This window comes from Streptococcus sp. A23, assembly GCF_043674155.1.
Taxonomy (GTDB): Bacteria; Bacillota; Bacilli; order Lactobacillales; family Streptococcaceae; genus Streptococcus; species Streptococcus suis_V.
Map to the genome: position 1 here is coordinate 109,266 of NZ_JBIMJP010000005.1, position 15,465 is coordinate 124,730.

Sequence of the window (15,465 nt, forward strand, 5' to 3'; positions counted from 1 at the left end):
AATCCCCAGCCCCAGTGCTTGCTTATTTTTTCTTGTTAGTTGCTACTTTTTGTTGGCTCTTGATTTGGCGCAATACCTGCTGAACCTTAGCCTCGCTTGGTTTTTGACCCATTTGGCTCATCATCAAACGAAGAGCGTTTTCATCCAAAATAGGCTTGTCCGCAATCATTTTTTCAACCTGTTTGCGTGATAGGTAAATACCGAGAGCAACACCACCAGCAAGTGCTAAGACAACCAATAATATAACAATTCCGATTCCGATTTGCATTTCAATCTCCTATAGACTGTATTCTAATTTTCTAGACCTATTATACCAAATTTTCCCGTCTTTTCCAAGACTTACTTGTCAAATTCAAAACCGTACAAGGTCGCAAAGTAGTCTTCTGGCGTTTCAGCCCGTCGAATCATACGCGCTCCGCCATTTTCCTCCAAGAGAATCTCCGCTGAACGCAGGCGTCCGTTGTAGTTATAGCCCATGGAGAAACCGTGAGCACCCGTATCATGGATAACCAGGGTGTCCCCCACTTCTGCGCGTGGCAATTCACGATTGACTGCGAATTTATCGTTGTTTTCGCAGAGAGAGCCCGCCACATCCACTACTTCAATCGGAGCGTCTGGTCGACTGATATTGGTGATATGGTGGTAGGCACCGTAGAAGGCTGGACGCATTAGGTTGGCTGCTGAGGCATCCACACCGACATAAGTCCGATAGGTTTCCTTGCGGTGGAGAACCTTAGTAATCAGATGCCCATGTGGCGCCAGCATAAAGCGTCCTAGCTCCGTAAAGATTTTCACATGTCCCATGCCAGCAGGCGTAAGAATTTCTTCGTAAACCTTGCGGACACCCTCGCCAATCACGGCAATATCATTTGGCTCCTGGTCTGGACGGTAGTTGACCCCAATACCACCTGACAGGTTGATAAAATCAAGTGTGACACCTGTCTCCTCACGGATTTCCAGGGCCAATTCGAAGAGCTGGCGCGCCAATTCTGGATAGTAGTCATTGGTCACAGTGTTGGAGGCCAAGAAGGCATGGATACCAAATTCCTTAACGCCCAATTCTTTCAAGTCCTTGTAACCCTGCATGAGCTGGGCCTTAGTCATGCCAAATTTGGACTCTTCTGGATGGTCCATGATGTCTGTACCAAGCGAGAAGATGCCACCCGGATTATAACGTAGGCAGACTGTCTCAGGAATACCGGCTACATTTTTCAAAAACTCGATATGCTCATAGGCGTCCAAGTTAATGGTCGCTCCAACTTCGCTCGCATAGACAAATTCTTGTGCCTGGGTATCATTGGAAGTAAACATAATGTCCGTAAAGCCCATTTTGGCACTCATCAGCACTTCCACATCCGTCGCACAATCCACACCGCAGCCCTCTTCTTGCAAAATTTTCAAGATAGCTGGTGTCGGTGTCGCCTTGACCGCAAAATATTCCTTAAAGCCTGGGTTCCAAGCAAAGGCAGCATTGAGCGCACGCGCTTTTTCACGAATCCCCTTCTCATCGTACAAGTGAAAAGGCGTTGGAAATTGGTCTGTAATCGTCGCAAGGGTCTCCTTATCAATAAATGGTATTTTGGTCATAACTCATTCTCCTCAATTTTCTAACCATTATAGCATAGAAAGGCATTTTCAGAAAATGAAAAACCCACTCGGAGAGTGGGAAGTTTTAATCTCGATTTAAGTTACCGAAAATGCGGAGCAAGTTCAGGAACAAGTTAATAAAGTCAAGATAGAGCTGCAGGCCCATAGAAACGACCCAGCCTTGACCGACATTTCCGCCTGTTTGCTCGAAAACAGTGCGGATGCGCTGATTATCATAGGCAATCAAACCTGAGAAAATCAAGACAGAGATGATAGACATAGCGAAGCTGATACCTGAGCTACGTAGAAAGATATTGACAACACTGGCAATAATCACTCCCCAGAGAGCTGCTCGAAGAGCCTGGGCCATGCCGGACAGATTTTTCTTGGTGGTCATCCCGATAATAGCCATGACCGCAAACATGAGGGCAGTTGATACAAAGGCCAGGGCCACTGTTTCACCTGTATAGGCCAACAGCACGACACTCAGAGTGAAACCATTTGTCACTGAATAGCCCAAAAACATAGGCAGAGCCAGCGGACTATTTTTAGCCGCCATAGCTGAGGCCGCAAAGACCAGGGCAATCTGGGCAATCATGATAATCATCATGAGCATGGAACCACCACGCATGAGAGCGAATAAAGTGTCTCGGAAAACTGTCACTGTCAAAAACGACACCAAGGCCGACAAGCCAATTCCCATAGCGACAACGCCGTAAACCTTACCAAAGAAACGGTTGAGGGCGGTATTGTCCACCTGGTTGATAATTACTGAATCATTATTCATAGAAAACTCCTTTATTTATTGAAAACGTAGAATTTTGCGATGCTTCCACTTGTGCTGCAGGGGCAGACTCCATTCACGAACCGCCCAATACTTGTCCACGCAGGTGACAATCCAAGATTCCTTGTAGCGGGGAGGGGCAATGGTAGCACCGAACATGTGTTTGACGATAATATCCTCTTCGACCTTATTGAGCTTGGTCAATTTCTGGGCATTGCGCTTGGCAATCCTTGGGTGGACCCAGGCATGGCTCTTCTGAAATTTGGTATCCCGCCAGTCATAGAAAAACAAATCGTGCAAGAGACCGCCTCTAGCTGTCGCTTTGGCATCCCAGCCAAATTTTTTGGCAATTTTATAGCTGGTGTAGGACACATTAATGGAATGTTCCAGCCGTGTCGAATGGTAGTGGTGGGGAATAGTGCCCAATTTTTGCACCTTGGGCGTCGCAATCAGATGGCCCACATAGTGCATATACTCTTTATCTTTTTTGTAAGCTGTCAAATCTTGACCTCCTCGGACTATTATAGCATAGTCTACCAAGATAGCCTTAAATAAAACTAAACATAAGAATACCGGCCGCTATGGCCACATTAAGACTTTCCGCCTGACCCGGCATGCTGATGTGGACCAGCTGGTCCGCCACTTCCTCCATGTAGGCTGAAATTCCTTGACCTTCATTGCCCATAACCATAGCAAAGCTAGGACCAGGTTGGAAGTCCTTATAGTCCACCGACTGGCTTGACAGGGTCGTTGCTAAGATTGGCAACCCTTGAGCTTGCAGGTATCTGACAAGCTCCTCCACAGGCAGACGATAGATCGGCAGATGAAAATGACTTCCCTGCATGGACCGCAGAACTTTAATATTGTAAATATCAGCCGACTTGTCCGTCAAAAAAATACCGTCAAAACCAGCCGCGTCTGCTGTCCGAATCATGGTGCCCACATTGCCTGGGTCCTGGACATCTTCCAAGACCAGGAATTTGCCGGTAAGGCTTGTTGGCAAGTCTTGTCTAGGAAGGGCCAGCTGGGCAAGGACACCCTGGGGAGACTTGGAATCGGCCAGGTCCCGCATGATGTCAGGTGTCACTAGACTAACATTGGGCAAACCAGCAACCCGCTCTGCGTATTCTTCCAAGACCAAGATATGCTCGAAAGTCGCACCAGCAGCACCAGCCTCTTCTAGCAGATGCCAGCCCTCTATCAGATAGGAGGAGGTCCGGTATTTTTTCTGCTGCAATTTCTTGATTTGCTTGACCAGATTATTGGCCTTTGAGCGGATAATGTCCATGGCTGCTCCTTTTTATTTCTTATTGTCCATGATATAATAAAGTAAGTTACTTGTCAAAAAGGAGACCCCCATGAGAAAGGTCAAAATGATTGCCTCTGGTCGTGTCCAGGGAGTTGGTTTTCGTTGGTCAGTCCAGGCTCTGGCTCTGGAAATCGGTGATGTCTACGGCCGTGTCTGGAACAATGACGATGGAACAGTCACCATCCTGGCCCAGTCGGATCAAGCTGACAAGCTCAGCCATTTTATCCATGAAATACGAAAAGGACCTTCTCGTATGGCCAGGGTCAACTATCTGGATGTGAATTTGGCCAATTTCCCGGATATGACAGATTTTAAAGTCAGTCATGGCTAGGACTTGAGAAGAATTTTTAAGGCTGGTAAGTGAAAGACTTGAGAATTTTGACCAAAACAAGTACAATAGAGACTATATTGTAAAAAAGGAAGTTTGAAATTGAAAAATAAACGATTCATCAAATTGTCAGGCTTGTCACTGGCAACTCTGCTCTTCTTGTCGGGCTGTGTGCAGACAGATAAAAGTGGTAATCCGACCGGTTTCATCTGGAACTATCTGGGGCAACCAATGTCTTATCTCATCGAATACTTTGCTGAGAACCAGGCCCTGGGTTATGGTTTGGCCATTATCATCGTGACCCTGATTGTCCGCTTGATTATCCTTCCACTAGGTATTTACCAATCTTATAAGGCAGCTATCCAGTCTGAAAAGATGAACTACCTCAAGCCAATTCTTGGTCCAATCCAGGAACGTATGAAGAATGCAAGTTCTCAGGAAGAACAGCTTGCTGCCCAACAAGAATACTTCGCTACGCAAAAACAGTACGGTGTGAGTATGTTGGGAGGCATGGGTTGTTTACCACTCCTGATTCAGATGCCTTTCTTCTCGGCTATCTACTTTGCGGCTCGCCACACTCCAGGTATTGCTGAGGCTAGTTTCCTCGGTATCGACCTGGGCAAATCCAGCCTGATTTTAACAGCTATTGCAGGTGTACTCTACTATGGACAATCCCTCCTCATGCAGGTCGGTATGGATGAAGAACAGAAAAAGCAAATGAAAACCATGGCACTGATGAATCCGCTCATGATTGTGATGATCTCATTTGGCTCTCCAGCTGGTGTAACCCTTTACTGGGTAGTCGGTGGTCTGATTAGTCTTATCCAACAAGCCATCACCAACTTCATCCTCAAGCCACGCATTCGCAAGCAGGTAGAGGAAGAATTTAAGAACAAACCCTTGAAAGCTGCACCAGGCAAAGTCAAAGATGTGACCCCAGCTGCATCAGCTATCATCGAAGAAAAAGCATCTAAAAAGAAAAACCGCAACGCTGGTAAACAACGTTCGAGATAGAAAGAGACAACCATCTGAAGCAGGTGGTTGTTTTATTTGTAATTAGAAGTCAAAAGTTAAGGAAAAATCCTGAGTTTGTAGACAAAATCTCTTTTCAGACTTTCCTGAGGTGATGTCGGACGGTAGTAAACTTTCTTGTTTCTAGTTTTACTCCTCAAACAGTCCCCCAGACTGTTTGAGCTACCTACGGAATTCCATACCTAGTATTTGAGCCTAAGGTCTCAAATACTCCGAATGTCCGAAACGACAACGTTTCTCATTTTCATCACAGCGGAAAGTCCTGGCTTAGGGCTCGCTCCGCTTGCAAAATAAACTAAATTATCGTTTTTTCTTAGCAGAGCTACTTAGTTTATTTATCCAGAATACAGTTTGCCGACGTTCTGAAATACTGATTTTATGCCCCAAAAATGCCCCAAAACACAGAAAAAAGCCCGTCGGACAAGCTAGAAAGCTTGATATGACGGGCTTTTTAATGCTGAATTATTTTACAGCGTCTTTGAGTGCTTTACCAGCTTTGAAAGCAGGAACCTTAGAAGCTGCGATTTTGATTTCTGCACCTGTTTGAGGGTTGCGACCTGTACGTGCTGAACGCTCACGAACTTCGAAGTTACCGAAGCCAATCAATTGAACTTTCTCACCAGCTGCAAGGTAGTCAGCTACTGCTGCGAATACCGCATCAACTGCTGCTGCAGAATCTTTTTTAGTCAATGAAGTTGCTTCTGCAACTTTTGCGATCAAATCTTGTTTATTAGCCATTTTGCTAAATCCTCCAATTGTTTTCTGAGTGACTACTCACTCTAATATCTTACCCAATTTTAAGCTTTTGGTCAAGCTTAAAGTGTTATTTTATTTCTGTTTTGTAAATATCAACAATAAATTGGTCATTATATAAATCAAGCGTATTCATTTTGGCATAAATCCCTAGCTTATTCTCCATTTCCTGGAGCTGGACCTGCACTCTAGATGCCTCCGTATCCACATGGACATAGTCTGGAAATTTATAATTTTTCTTCAAATAATTTAGAACCTCTGCTTTGGGTAAAGATAGACTGCCTGCTGAAACTTCCATTATTTGCAACATGATACTTCCATCCTTCATCTTGCTTGGCTGGAAATAGAGATAGAGGGGAATTTCCACACCAAACAACTTGTAACTGCCCTCAAAGACAATCTGTTGGCTGGTCAGGGCAATGGAATATTCAAAATCTTTGGTTTGATATTCTTTGAGATAGTTTTCAAGTGTCTGATTCAGCTGTTCTCTTGTGGTCGTAAATGTCCCTATTTTGACATCGTCAGGATTATTTTTTACGAAAACCGTCAAGTCTTCACGCTTATCCTGCACACGATTGATAAGGACAATATAGGCACCAACATTACAAGCTAGAAGTGCCAAAAACAACCATTTCCAAATCTTTATCTTACCATTCTTTTGGGGTTTCATGTATTTTCTCCACGATTGCTTTCTTTATAATTTCATAGCCCGTATTATTGGGATGAAAACTATCTTCGTTGTAGAGTAGATTATTTCTAGTCCCTGCATCAGTGGAACTGACACCCACCTCTTCTTCCAATCCCTTGTAAAGCAAATCATTGATGGGAACAAAGTAAACCTTATCCTGCTCTTCAAGCGTCTTGGCAGTCACTTCATTCCAATTATCCACGATTGTCTGCATTTCGGTCATCTCTGGAAAACTTAAAAAGAAAGGATTGTAAATACCAACAACGTAAATAGGTAAATCCTTATTTTGCTTGTGGGCGTAGTCAATAATCTCTTTCAGTCTTTTGGCATAATCCTTGGATGGCTTATTGAAGGAAGATACTTTTAAATCGGTGATATTGTTCATAATCACCTTTCGCAAATCATTTCCACCAACCGTCAAAGTCATCAAATCCGCCCGCTTCAAATCTGCCTGCAATTTCTTATCAGACTTCATCCTTTTTAAAATCTGGTTGCTGGTATTGCCTGCAATGCCATAATTGGCATCGACAACATCCACTGAGAGCTGGTTGGCCAAATCTTGAGCCAGAAGCGGAACAAAGCCTCCTTGGCCCGTGGTATCCCCCACACCTTCCGTCAATGAATCACCAATCGCAACATAGTGTAGGATGGAGCGCTCGTCTGACTGACTGATTTCTGAAGGAGACACCCTTGATGCAGCCTTTGGAATCAGCCAGTCAAACAGAAAGACGGTCAATATCAAGCACAGAAAGAAATAAAAGAGCCCATGAAAAACTTTTCGATTATTCATAGCGTACTAAGATAGCCCAGGCATCTTCACCAGTGTGGGTTTGTATGATAGAGCCGGTTTCTAGGACAGCGATATCCTTGGCTAGGTAGGGCTGTAACTGTTCTTTCATCTGCTGGGCAAAATCTGCTGCGCCTGCATAGGAAATGCCGATTTCAGCCACCTTTTTATCGGCTAATTGACCAATAAACTCATCCAACCATTTCTTGAAAGTCTTGTTGCCCCGGCCCTTCACAATTGGCTCTAGCTGATGATTTTTCATGGTCATAATGACACGGATATTGAGCAAGCTGCTTAAGAGCCCTTGAACGCGACCAATACGGCCTCCCTTAACCAGATTTTCAAGCGTCGATACGCCAATATACAATTCTGTTTTTTCTCGCACCTGCTCGATGGCCGCCAAGATTTCCTCCTTGCTAGCCCCAGCTTGAGCCAGACGAGCAGCCTCAACCACCTGGAATTTTGCAGCCTGGTCTGTGAAACTTGAATCAATAACCGTCACATCAACGCCGGACAAGGTTGCCCCTTGACGAGCAGCCTCAACGGTGCCCGAAAGAGCGTGAGATAAGACGATGGCAATCACTTGACTACCGTCCTTGGCCAAATCAGTAAAGGTTTCTGCAAAGACCCCCACTGGAGGTTGACTGGTCTTCGGCAAGCTCTTAGCATTGCGCATCAGTTGCAAAAATTGCCCCTCTGTCAGGTCGCTATCCGAATAGACCACTCCATCAATCATCACCGAAAGAGGAACAACCGTAATTCCCAGTTCTTCCAGCAAGTGTGGCTCGATAGTGGTGCTTGAATCTGTTACAATTTTAATCCTTGACATATTTCATCCTACAATTCTCTACAAATATGTCTACTATTATAGCAAAAATCACCTCAAAAATAAAACGCTAGAAATGAAAAAAGGCTAGACCACTAAAACCTAGCCCTATACTGCTTTCAAGCATTATTGATAAAAAGTAAGATATGTCACACTTACTGAGAAAGCAATTCTTTCAAGGTGAATCCAAGCCCAAGTACCAAGAAGACACCACAGAGAAAGTAGCCAACAGGAAATTCATCCAATCGAGTCAGAAATGAGCTGCCAACTGCCTGTAGCGGAAAACTATAAAAATATAGCGTCATGAGCCCAGCACCAGCAAAGAGTAACAGATTGACGGTCTTGGAAAACAGCACCAATTTAAAACAGAAGGCAAGTACAAGAGCCAGACAAAGGATAGCAAAGAGACTACCGCTGAAATAGACCCATCCAGAAATCGTGACAATCTCAAAAGTCTTCAGATTGGGAGTAAAGGCAAAGGGAAGGAATAAACTCAAGACCGATAAAACACCTACAAACCGACCTAGATACTGTTTCATGCTAACCACCTACTTTATATATAGAGTGATTCTTTACATATATTTTGGCAGTTTTCCGTTTTTCTGTGAAGGATTTATATGCTGTATTCTACATTTCATAACGGCCTCAAACTGGTCCCAGCCTGTCAAATCAGTAAGGTTTGACCACTCCCTCATCAGCCTTTCATCACTAATTCTCTGGCCTGCGTTCTGGCTGCCTCAGTCACTGTGTCACCAGCCAACATCTTGGCAATCTCTTCCGCCCGCTCATCCGTTGTTAAGAGACGTACACGAGAAACGGTCGAATGCTCGTCCGATACTTTCTCAATAAAAAACTGGTAATCCGCAATCGCAATCACCTGTGGCAGGTGCGAAATCGCCAAGACCTGACCGTATTGACCGATTTTGTAAATTTTCTGGGCAATGGCCTGGGCTACGCGACCAGATACACCCGTGTCCACCTCGTCAAATACAATGGATGTCTTGCCTTCCTTGCGGGCAAAGGCTGATTTAATGGCCAACATGAGGCGAGACAATTCCCCTCCTGAGGCCACCTTGACCAGGGGTTTGAAATCCTCTCCAGGATTGGCAGAAATATAAAATTCCACCGTTTCATGGCCCTCCTTGCTGAATTTACCCTTAGTAAATCGAACCTGGAACTTGGCCTTCTCCATATACAAGTCCTGCAATTCCTGGCGAATAACCTCTTCTAAAATCTGGGCCAACTCATGGCGGGCCTGACTCAATTGACCAGCCAAGTTAACCAAGTCTTTCTCCAAGGTCTTGAGCTGGACTTCCAGGTCATCACCAGTCAGATCGTTACCGGTCAAAAGATTGTACTCTTCAGTGATTTTTGCCAAATAATCGAGGACATCATCGACCGAACCACCATATTTCTTGGTCATGGTGTTGAGCAGGTCTAAGCGACTTTCCAGCTGCATGAGACGGTTGCCGTCAAACTCCAAATTATCCACCACATCACCCAAACGCTTGGCCACATCCTCCACCACATAGTAGGCCTCGGTCAGGCTGGTCGATAGGGCCTTGTATTCTGGGTCGAATTCTTCCAAACTCTGCAAATCCCCCATGGCTGAGCGGATATTGTTGACGCTAGAGAAATCCTCACTGTCCAGGAGGGCGTAGGCATTGGTCAGCGTATCTGCAATCTGCTTATGATTGAGTAGCTTATCCCGCTCCTGATTGAGCTGGACATCCTCACCAAGCTGGAGGTCAGCGGATTCAATCTCCGCAATCTGATACTCCAACATCTCGATACGAGCCTTGTGTTCCTGCTCGTTTTTCTGCTTTTCAAGCACGCGCTTGCGGAGGCTACGGTAGGCATCAAAAGTCGCTTGGTAGTTGTCCTTGAGGGTCCAAAAATCCTCTTCTCCAAAGCTATCCAACAGACGGATATGGTGCTGGGACTTCATCAATTCTTCCTGGTCATGTTGACCGTGAATGTCGACCAAGTGCTGACCAATTTGCTTGAGGACAGACAGGTTGACCATTTGACCGTTGACCCGGCTGACCGACCGACCATTTTGCAGGATTTCCCGACGGATAATCAGCTCGTCAGCCACTTCAATCCCCTGCTCCTCCAAAATCTGCTCCAAGGCTCTGCTATGTTCAAAAGAGAAAAGCCCCTCAATCTCCGCCTTGGCAGCCCCGTGGCGGATGACATCAGTTGTCGCCCGCGCCCCCAACATAAGGTTCATGGCGTCGATAATGATAGACTTCCCAGCTCCCGTCTCACCAGAGAGAATGGTCATACCCTTTTCAAAGTTAAGAGAGACCTGCTCGATAATGGCAAAATTCTTAATCGAAACTTCTAGTAACATACCTTACCACCCTTTAACCATGCGCTCCAACTGAAGCAGTTTTTCCTGGTCCTTCAGGATTAAAAAGATACTATCGTCGTCCGCAATGATGGTGAACAGCTGGTCCTCAAATTGTTCCACAATCTGACGTTTGACAACAATGGCACTTCCAGGCACCAGTTTGATATTGACCATGTTACCCGAATGTGAAAAATCAAGGATATTTTTCGAGCGGACCTTTGCCAGGCCCACCTTAGGCAGACCGTAAATATAGCCCTTGTCAGCTGCTGGCACCTTGATGATACCCAACTCCTTGATATCCCGGGAAACCGTCGCCTGGGTTGCATGGACCCCCATAGCCTCCAAGCGTTCCACAATCTCTTCCTGGGTATCGATCGGATAGCGGACCACCAAATCTTTTATTACTTCTAAGCGTTCTCGTTTATTCATCTTTCTTAAATTCCTCGTGTGCTTGCTCAATCAAGTTACCAATCTGACCCACAACCATATTTTCTGGCTGGTCAGATTTTTCCAAATGAGCCAAAAATTCAATATTGCCCTGACCGCCCTGAACCGGAGAAAAGCTGAGCGCCTTAACGGTAAAGCCAGTCTCCACGGCCATCTTGGTCACGTCCTGCAAAACTTTGACATGAACCTGCTTGTCTTTAACGATACCATTTTTACCAATCTGCTCCCGTCCCGCTTCAAACTGAGGCTTGACCAGGGCTACGACCTGACCGCCGTCTGCCAAAATATTATGCAGGGCTGGCAAGATCAGACTGAGCGAAATAAAGCTGACATCAATAGAGGCAAAACTTGGCTGTCCCTGGTCAAAATCAACCAGTTCAGCATAGCGGAAATTGTACTGCTCCATGGAAATTACACGCTCATCTTGCCGAAGTTTCCAAGCCAATTGATTGGTCCCAACGTCCACGGCGTAAACCAGCTTGGCGCCAGACTGGAGCATGACATCCGTAAAGCCGCCTGTGGAAGCACCAATATCAATGGTCGTCTGCCCTTCAACAGAAATTCCAAAGACCTGCAAGGCCTTCTCTAATTTGAGGCCACCACGGCTGACATATTTTAATTTCTCACCCTTGAGCTTGAGCTCGGTCCCCTCATCGATTTTCTCGCCCGGCTTGTCATAGCGCTCGCCATTGATGACATTGACCACCAGGCCCGCCATGACGCCTCGCTTGGCCTGCTCCCTAGTCTCAAAAAGCCCCTGCTTGTAGGCTAGCACATCTACTCGTTCTTTACTCATTGATTCGTAAACTTTCTAAAATCTTAATGATATTGTCAGACTTGAAATCATAATCCTGAGTCAATTCCTCAAGAATTTTTATAGACTTATCCAAGGCTTCCTCAAGAAGACTCTTAGATTCATCTAAGCCCAACAAAGCTGGAAAAGTTGCTTTCTCAGCCACAAGATCCTTATTAGGCGTTTTCCCTAATTCTTCAAAACTTGCTGTCACATCCAAAATATCATCCCGAATCTGAAATGCATACCCAATCAGCGAACCCAATTGCCACAATCTCCCTTGGACATATTCTGACTGCTCTGCGATAATACCAGCTGCATAGAAAGGATAAGTCAGGAGACGACCAGTTTTGTTCTCATGAATCTTGAAGAGTTCCGTAGCCTCCGGCATCTGCCCCTCCCCTTTCATATCCAACATCTGTCCCCCAACCATACCAAATGTGCCTGAGGAAGTGGCTAGGAACTGAACTAACTGAACAATAATGGGTGATGGCAAGTCGGCACGGGCTACCAAATCAAAGGCATCCAGAAAAAGGCTATCCCCCGCCAAAATAGCTGTAGCTTCGTCAAACTGTTTGTGGTTTGTCAACCGACCTCGACGGTAATCATCGTTGTCCATGGCAGGTAAATCATCATGGATAAGACTTCCCGTGTGAATCATTTCCAAAGCAGCAGCAATTTGATAGTGGGCTTCTGTCACTGTCTTGCCAAATCCCTCCAAAACCTCCAGCAGGATGAGGGGACGAAGGCGTTTCCCTCCTGCTTCTATTGAGTAGAGAATTGACTCAATCAACTCTTCCGAAACACAGGTGTGGGTATTTCTGTAGTAGTTTTCAATGGTTGAGCCTATGAGATTGAATTTATCCATACCTAAACCATCTCACTTTCACCACCATCTGCCTGCATGACCTTAACCAGAGTTTTTTCTGCATCAGCCAAGGTTTTCTGCAAGTCCTTGGACAGGACCATACCCTTTTGGAACTCAGCCAGAGCCTCTTCTAAGGCTACATCTCCCTGCTCCAAGCGGGTCACAATTCCCTCAAGTTCTGCTAAATTTTCTTCAAATGTTTTCATTTTTTTGGACATCCTTTACCTCCACATCCACACGACCATCCTTCATGACAATGGTCAACTGCTCATCTTTTTCAATCTTTTCTACGCTATCAATGACCCGACCAGCCTGCTCCAGCATGGCATAACCGCGCGCCACGATGCGGCTGGTATCCAGCATGGTCATGGCCTCTATCAGCTTGTCAGCCTTGGCCATTTTATTGTCATAAATGTTGGCCATATTGCTCTTGAGCAAGCGTTGCAACTGGCTGACCTGCTCCTGATAACGGCTGACTTTCTGGAGCAATTGCAAGCCCTGTAGGCTTTGCTGGAGCAGGACACTGGCCTGCTTGTTATCCCCGAAAATCTCTTTCATCCTAGTCTGTAGCTGGCTGGTCAACCGGTCTAATTTTTGCACATAGCCATCATACAGTCGTTCTGGCTGCCTGAAAATAACCGACTGACTGATTTTGTCCAGCTGGCTTTGCCGAAACTTAATCCGATTGGTCATAGCCTGGTAGGCACGGTTTTCCTGCTGGTTCAAATAGCCTAAGAGGTCCGCCTTGGTCACCGGTGTCGCCAATTCTGCTGCTGCCGTCGGGGTCGCTGCCCGTCTGTCTGCCACAAAATCCGCCAAGGTCGTGTCCGTCTCATGGCCCACACTAGAAATAATCGGAATTCGCGATTCAAAAATGGCTCGAACCACCATTTCCTCGTTGAATGCCCAAAGGTCCTCAATAGACCCACCACCACGACCGACAATTAAGACATCCAAATCCTCCCTGCTATTGGCTTTCTGGATATTGGCAGCTACTTCCTGAGCCGCTCCCTCACCCTGCACTTTGGTCGGGTAGAGAACAATTTCCACACCAGGAAAACGCCGACTGACTGTCGTGATAATGTCCTGAATGACCGCGCCGCTTGGACTGGTAATGACACCAATTTTCTGGGTAAAGCGAGGCACTTGCTGCTTAAATTCCTGCTTGAACAAGCCTTCTGCAGTCAAGGACTGCTTGAGTTGCTCAAACTTGATTGCCAAGGCTCCGATGCCGTCTGGCTCAGCTTTTTCAATGACGATCGAATAGGATCCACTTGGCTCATAGAGCTGGACCCGACCAATCGCATTGATTTTCATACCTTCTTCCAGCTCAAAGCCCAGATTTTTGTAAATACCTGCCCACATGGTCGCCTGGATAACTGCCTTGTCATCCTTGAGGGAAAAATACTGGTGGGTCGGACGCTTGCGGAAATTGGATACCTGCCCTGTCAAATAAACTTTTTCTAGATAGGGATCACGGTCAAATTTTAATTTTAAATACTTGGTTAAATGACTAACCGACAAATAGTCAACCATGTCAGCTCCTTCTGTCTATATCTCTTTCATTATACCAAAAATCGCAAGATTATTCAGAATTAGAGAATAAATTTGTAATTGCTTTCTTGTGCCTTTTTAGAAATTTTACTATATAATATACTTGAACAAACTTAGGAGTTTTATATGAAGTTAGACAATCAACGACAAAGTAAAAATATAGAGGACAGACGTGGTCAATCCAACGGTGGCTCCTTCTTTCCTGGAGGAACCAGTCGAAGTGGCTCTTCCGGTGGTGGCATGCTCTTGGGGCTACTCTTTTCACGACTAGGCTGGAAGGGAAAAATCATCCTCTTCCTGGTCCTCATACTCTTTGGTGGTAGTTCAGGACTAAGAGGTCTATTGGGCGGTTCATCTGGAGTCAATCCCTATCAATCCGCTCAGGTATCAACTGCAGGGACTGAGGTCTCCGATGAGGATGCTGTCTTTATGAGTAAGGTCCTAGCCTCTACAGAAGATTTCTGGACCCAGGAATTTGACAAAAATGGCATGACCTACAAGGCTCCAACTCTGGTCTTCTACACTGACCAAACCAGCACAGGATGTGGAATGGGATCAGCCCAAGCGGGTCCCTTCTACTGTTCTGCTGACCGAAAAATTTATATCGATACCTCTTTCTATCAAGAATTAGGTAACCGCTACAAGGCTAAAGGTGACTTTGCCATGGCCTACGTCATTGCCCACGAAGTTGGTCACCATGTTCAAAACGAGCTAGAGGTCCTCGGTGCCTACCATAAGGAGCGCGCCCGTCTGTCTGACAAGGAAGGAAACGCCCTCAATGTTCGTCTGGAACTGCAGGCAGACTACTATGCTGGTGCTTGGGCCAAATTTGTCGATGGCCAAGGCATGCTAGATGCTGGTGACATCGACGAGGCCATGCAGGCAGCCCATGCAGTAGGTGACGATACCCTGCAAAAAGAAGCCTACGGCCGGACTGTCCCAGACAGTTTCACTCACGGTACATCCGAACAGCGCAAACGCTGGTTTGACCGTGGTTATACCTACGGAGACCTGGCACATGCTGACAGTTTCTCTGTTCCAAATCCATAAGATGTTAAGGTTGGGCATAAAGTCCAACCTATGGCTATTTGATTAGCAAAAACATATTGACGCAGGGGTTGATTGGCAGTTTCGTTCGCGTTTAACGCTCCGAATCAGTCCTAACCAATTGTGCGGGGGCGGGAAGACGAACTCTCTTTTCATTAGTCGAGTTCTTATACGAAAACTCAAAAGAATACAAAAACTCCCTCCCTATGATATAATCAAAGCGAAAAAATTTTTTATGTTAGGCTACTAGCTCGTCCCTAGTAGTCTTTTTCTGTGCTAAAAATTCAGGATACGTTATCTGCTCTT

19 protein-coding genes are annotated in these 15,465 nt (G+C 45.7%); 3 read left to right on the top strand and 16 right to left on the bottom strand.

Annotation, left to right across the window (positions count from 1 at the left end):
* Nucleotides 1-22: 22 nt before the first annotated feature.
* The 5 genes from ACHBIE_RS04460 to ACHBIE_RS04480 form a co-directional block, all read right to left on the bottom strand.
* Nucleotides 23-268: a YneF family protein gene (locus ACHBIE_RS04460; protein ID WP_394719201.1), complete on the bottom strand. Its 246-nt coding sequence runs from the start codon at nucleotides 266-268 to the stop codon at nucleotides 23-25.
* A 71-nt stretch (nucleotides 269-339) separates the two neighbouring features.
* Nucleotides 340-1,587, bottom strand: coding sequence for a diaminopimelate decarboxylase (locus tag ACHBIE_RS04465; protein ID WP_105160620.1), 1,248 nt, complete (start codon nucleotides 1,585-1,587; stop codon nucleotides 340-342).
* A gap of 85 nt (nucleotides 1,588-1,672) precedes the next feature.
* Nucleotides 1,673-2,374, bottom strand: coding sequence for a Bax inhibitor-1/YccA family protein (locus ACHBIE_RS04470; protein ID WP_105160877.1), 702 nt, complete (start codon nucleotides 2,372-2,374; stop codon nucleotides 1,673-1,675).
* Nucleotides 2,375-2,389: 15 nt separating this feature from the next.
* Nucleotides 2,390-2,872 carry an HD domain-containing protein gene (locus ACHBIE_RS04475; protein WP_105160876.1) on the bottom strand — a complete coding sequence of 161 codons (483 nt, stop codon included), beginning with the start codon at nucleotides 2,870-2,872 and terminating at the stop codon, nucleotides 2,390-2,392.
* Between the two features lie 46 nt (nucleotides 2,873-2,918).
* Entirely contained in the window at nucleotides 2,919-3,659 is a 741-nt protein-coding gene (locus ACHBIE_RS04480) for an RNA methyltransferase (protein WP_105123513.1), read from the bottom strand.
* A gap of 70 nt (nucleotides 3,660-3,729) precedes the next feature.
* Here ACHBIE_RS04480 and ACHBIE_RS04485 point away from each other — a divergent pair, with 70 nt between their 5' ends.
* A complete protein-coding gene (locus ACHBIE_RS04485) occupies nucleotides 3,730-4,011 on the top strand; it encodes an acylphosphatase (protein ID WP_105136845.1) in 282 nt (93 codons plus the stop codon).
* Nucleotides 4,012-4,110: 99 nt separating this feature from the next.
* The gene (gene yidC, locus ACHBIE_RS04490; protein ID WP_105160875.1) at nucleotides 4,111-5,022 is read left to right on the top strand and encodes a membrane protein insertase YidC; all 912 of its coding nucleotides are present in this window, start codon (nucleotides 4,111-4,113) and stop codon (nucleotides 5,020-5,022) included.
* Nucleotides 5,023-5,502: 480 nt separating this feature from the next.
* Here yidC and ACHBIE_RS04495 read toward each other — a convergent pair whose 3' ends face one another.
* The 11 genes from ACHBIE_RS04495 to xseA all read right to left on the bottom strand — a co-directional run bounded on the left by ACHBIE_RS04495 (nucleotide 5,503) and on the right by xseA (nucleotide 14,094).
* Nucleotides 5,503-5,778, bottom strand: a complete 276-nt coding sequence (locus ACHBIE_RS04495) for an HU family DNA-binding protein (RefSeq protein WP_105106668.1) — start codon at nucleotides 5,776-5,778, stop codon at nucleotides 5,503-5,505.
* Nucleotides 5,779-5,863: 85 nt separating this feature from the next.
* A complete protein-coding gene (locus ACHBIE_RS04500; RefSeq protein ID WP_105111916.1) occupies nucleotides 5,864-6,463 on the bottom strand; it encodes a YpmS family protein in 600 nt (199 codons plus the stop codon).
* Nucleotides 6,441-7,271, bottom strand: coding sequence for an SGNH/GDSL hydrolase family protein (locus ACHBIE_RS04505; protein ID WP_394732800.1), 831 nt, complete (start codon nucleotides 7,269-7,271; stop codon nucleotides 6,441-6,443). The genes ACHBIE_RS04500 and ACHBIE_RS04505 overlap by 23 nt, the downstream gene beginning before the upstream one ends.
* A complete protein-coding gene (locus ACHBIE_RS04510) occupies nucleotides 7,264-8,097 on the bottom strand; it encodes a DegV family protein (RefSeq protein ID WP_105111914.1) in 834 nt (277 codons plus the stop codon). The genes ACHBIE_RS04505 and ACHBIE_RS04510 overlap by 8 nt, the downstream gene beginning before the upstream one ends.
* 152 nt (nucleotides 8,098-8,249) lie before the next feature.
* A complete protein-coding gene (locus ACHBIE_RS04515; protein WP_105160873.1) occupies nucleotides 8,250-8,633 on the bottom strand; it encodes a hypothetical protein in 384 nt (127 codons plus the stop codon).
* Nucleotides 8,634-8,788: 155 nt separating this feature from the next.
* Nucleotides 8,789-10,450 carry a DNA repair protein RecN gene (recN, locus tag ACHBIE_RS04520; RefSeq protein WP_105160872.1) on the bottom strand — a complete coding sequence of 554 codons (1,662 nt, stop codon included), beginning with the start codon at nucleotides 10,448-10,450 and terminating at the stop codon, nucleotides 8,789-8,791.
* Between the two features lie 3 nt (nucleotides 10,451-10,453).
* Nucleotides 10,454-10,879, bottom strand: a complete 426-nt coding sequence (locus ACHBIE_RS04525; protein ID WP_105111911.1) for an arginine repressor — start codon at nucleotides 10,877-10,879, stop codon at nucleotides 10,454-10,456.
* Nucleotides 10,872-11,693: a TlyA family RNA methyltransferase gene (locus tag ACHBIE_RS04530; protein WP_105123505.1), complete on the bottom strand. Its 822-nt coding sequence runs from the start codon at nucleotides 11,691-11,693 to the stop codon at nucleotides 10,872-10,874. Before ACHBIE_RS04530 ends, ACHBIE_RS04525 begins: the two co-directional genes overlap by 8 nt.
* Nucleotides 11,686-12,558, bottom strand: coding sequence for a polyprenyl synthetase family protein (locus tag ACHBIE_RS04535; protein WP_105123504.1), 873 nt, complete (start codon nucleotides 12,556-12,558; stop codon nucleotides 11,686-11,688). Before ACHBIE_RS04535 ends, ACHBIE_RS04530 begins: the two co-directional genes overlap by 8 nt.
* A 2-nt stretch (nucleotides 12,559-12,560) precedes the next feature.
* Nucleotides 12,561-12,776: an exodeoxyribonuclease VII small subunit gene (locus ACHBIE_RS04540; protein WP_105160871.1), complete on the bottom strand. Its 216-nt coding sequence runs from the start codon at nucleotides 12,774-12,776 to the stop codon at nucleotides 12,561-12,563.
* Complete coding sequence (xseA, locus tag ACHBIE_RS04545) at nucleotides 12,751-14,094, bottom strand: exodeoxyribonuclease VII large subunit (protein ID WP_105160870.1); 1,344 nt, start codon at nucleotides 14,092-14,094, stop codon at nucleotides 12,751-12,753. The genes ACHBIE_RS04540 and xseA overlap by 26 nt, the downstream gene beginning before the upstream one ends.
* Before the next feature lie 144 nt (nucleotides 14,095-14,238).
* Between xseA and ACHBIE_RS04550 the strand changes: the two genes are divergently transcribed.
* On the top strand, nucleotides 14,239-15,162 hold the full coding sequence (locus ACHBIE_RS04550) for a neutral zinc metallopeptidase (protein ID WP_105160869.1): 924 nt from the start codon (nucleotides 14,239-14,241) through the stop codon (nucleotides 15,160-15,162).
* Nucleotides 15,163-15,465 lie beyond the last annotated feature (303 nt).

Excerpts from the sequence above, each read along its gene's own strand:
- ACHBIE_RS04460 (WP_394719201.1), bottom strand. The coding sequence starts at position 268 with ATGCAAATCGGAATCGGAATTGTTATATTATTGGTTGTCTTAGCACTT.
- ACHBIE_RS04465 (WP_105160620.1), bottom strand. The coding sequence starts at position 1,587 with ATGACCAAAATACCATTTATTGATAAGGAGACCCTTGCGACGATTACA.
- ACHBIE_RS04470 (WP_105160877.1), bottom strand. The coding sequence starts at position 2,374 with ATGAATAATGATTCAGTAATTATCAACCAGGTGGACAATACCGCCCTC.
- ACHBIE_RS04480 (WP_105123513.1), bottom strand. The coding sequence starts at position 3,659 with ATGGACATTATCCGCTCAAAGGCCAATAATCTGGTCAAGCAAATCAAG.
- ACHBIE_RS04485 (WP_105136845.1), top strand. The coding sequence starts at position 3,730 with ATGAGAAAGGTCAAAATGATTGCCTCTGGTCGTGTCCAGGGAGTTGGT.
- ACHBIE_RS04495 (WP_105106668.1), bottom strand. The coding sequence starts at position 5,778 with ATGGCTAATAAACAAGATTTGATCGCAAAAGTTGCAGAAGCAACTTCA.
- ACHBIE_RS04500 (WP_105111916.1), bottom strand. The coding sequence starts at position 6,463 with ATGAAACCCCAAAAGAATGGTAAGATAAAGATTTGGAAATGGTTGTTT.
- ACHBIE_RS04505 (WP_394732800.1), bottom strand. The coding sequence starts at position 7,271 with ATGAATAATCGAAAAGTTTTTCATGGGCTCTTTTATTTCTTTCTGTGC.
- ACHBIE_RS04510 (WP_105111914.1), bottom strand. The coding sequence starts at position 8,097 with ATGTCAAGGATTAAAATTGTAACAGATTCAAGCACCACTATCGAGCCA.
- ACHBIE_RS04515 (WP_105160873.1), bottom strand. The coding sequence starts at position 8,633 with ATGAAACAGTATCTAGGTCGGTTTGTAGGTGTTTTATCGGTCTTGAGT.
- recN (WP_105160872.1), bottom strand. The coding sequence starts at position 10,450 with ATGTTACTAGAAGTTTCGATTAAGAATTTTGCCATTATCGAGCAGGTC.
- ACHBIE_RS04525 (WP_105111911.1), bottom strand. The coding sequence starts at position 10,879 with ATGAATAAACGAGAACGCTTAGAAGTAATAAAAGATTTGGTGGTCCGC.
- ACHBIE_RS04530 (WP_105123505.1), bottom strand. The coding sequence starts at position 11,693 with ATGAGTAAAGAACGAGTAGATGTGCTAGCCTACAAGCAGGGGCTTTTT.
- ACHBIE_RS04535 (WP_105123504.1), bottom strand. The coding sequence starts at position 12,558 with ATGGATAAATTCAATCTCATAGGCTCAACCATTGAAAACTACTACAGA.
- ACHBIE_RS04540 (WP_105160871.1), bottom strand. The coding sequence starts at position 12,776 with ATGTCCAAAAAAATGAAAACATTTGAAGAAAATTTAGCAGAACTTGAG.
- xseA (WP_105160870.1), bottom strand. The coding sequence starts at position 14,094 with ATGGTTGACTATTTGTCGGTTAGTCATTTAACCAAGTATTTAAAATTA.
- ACHBIE_RS04550 (WP_105160869.1), top strand. The coding sequence starts at position 14,239 with ATGAAGTTAGACAATCAACGACAAAGTAAAAATATAGAGGACAGACGT.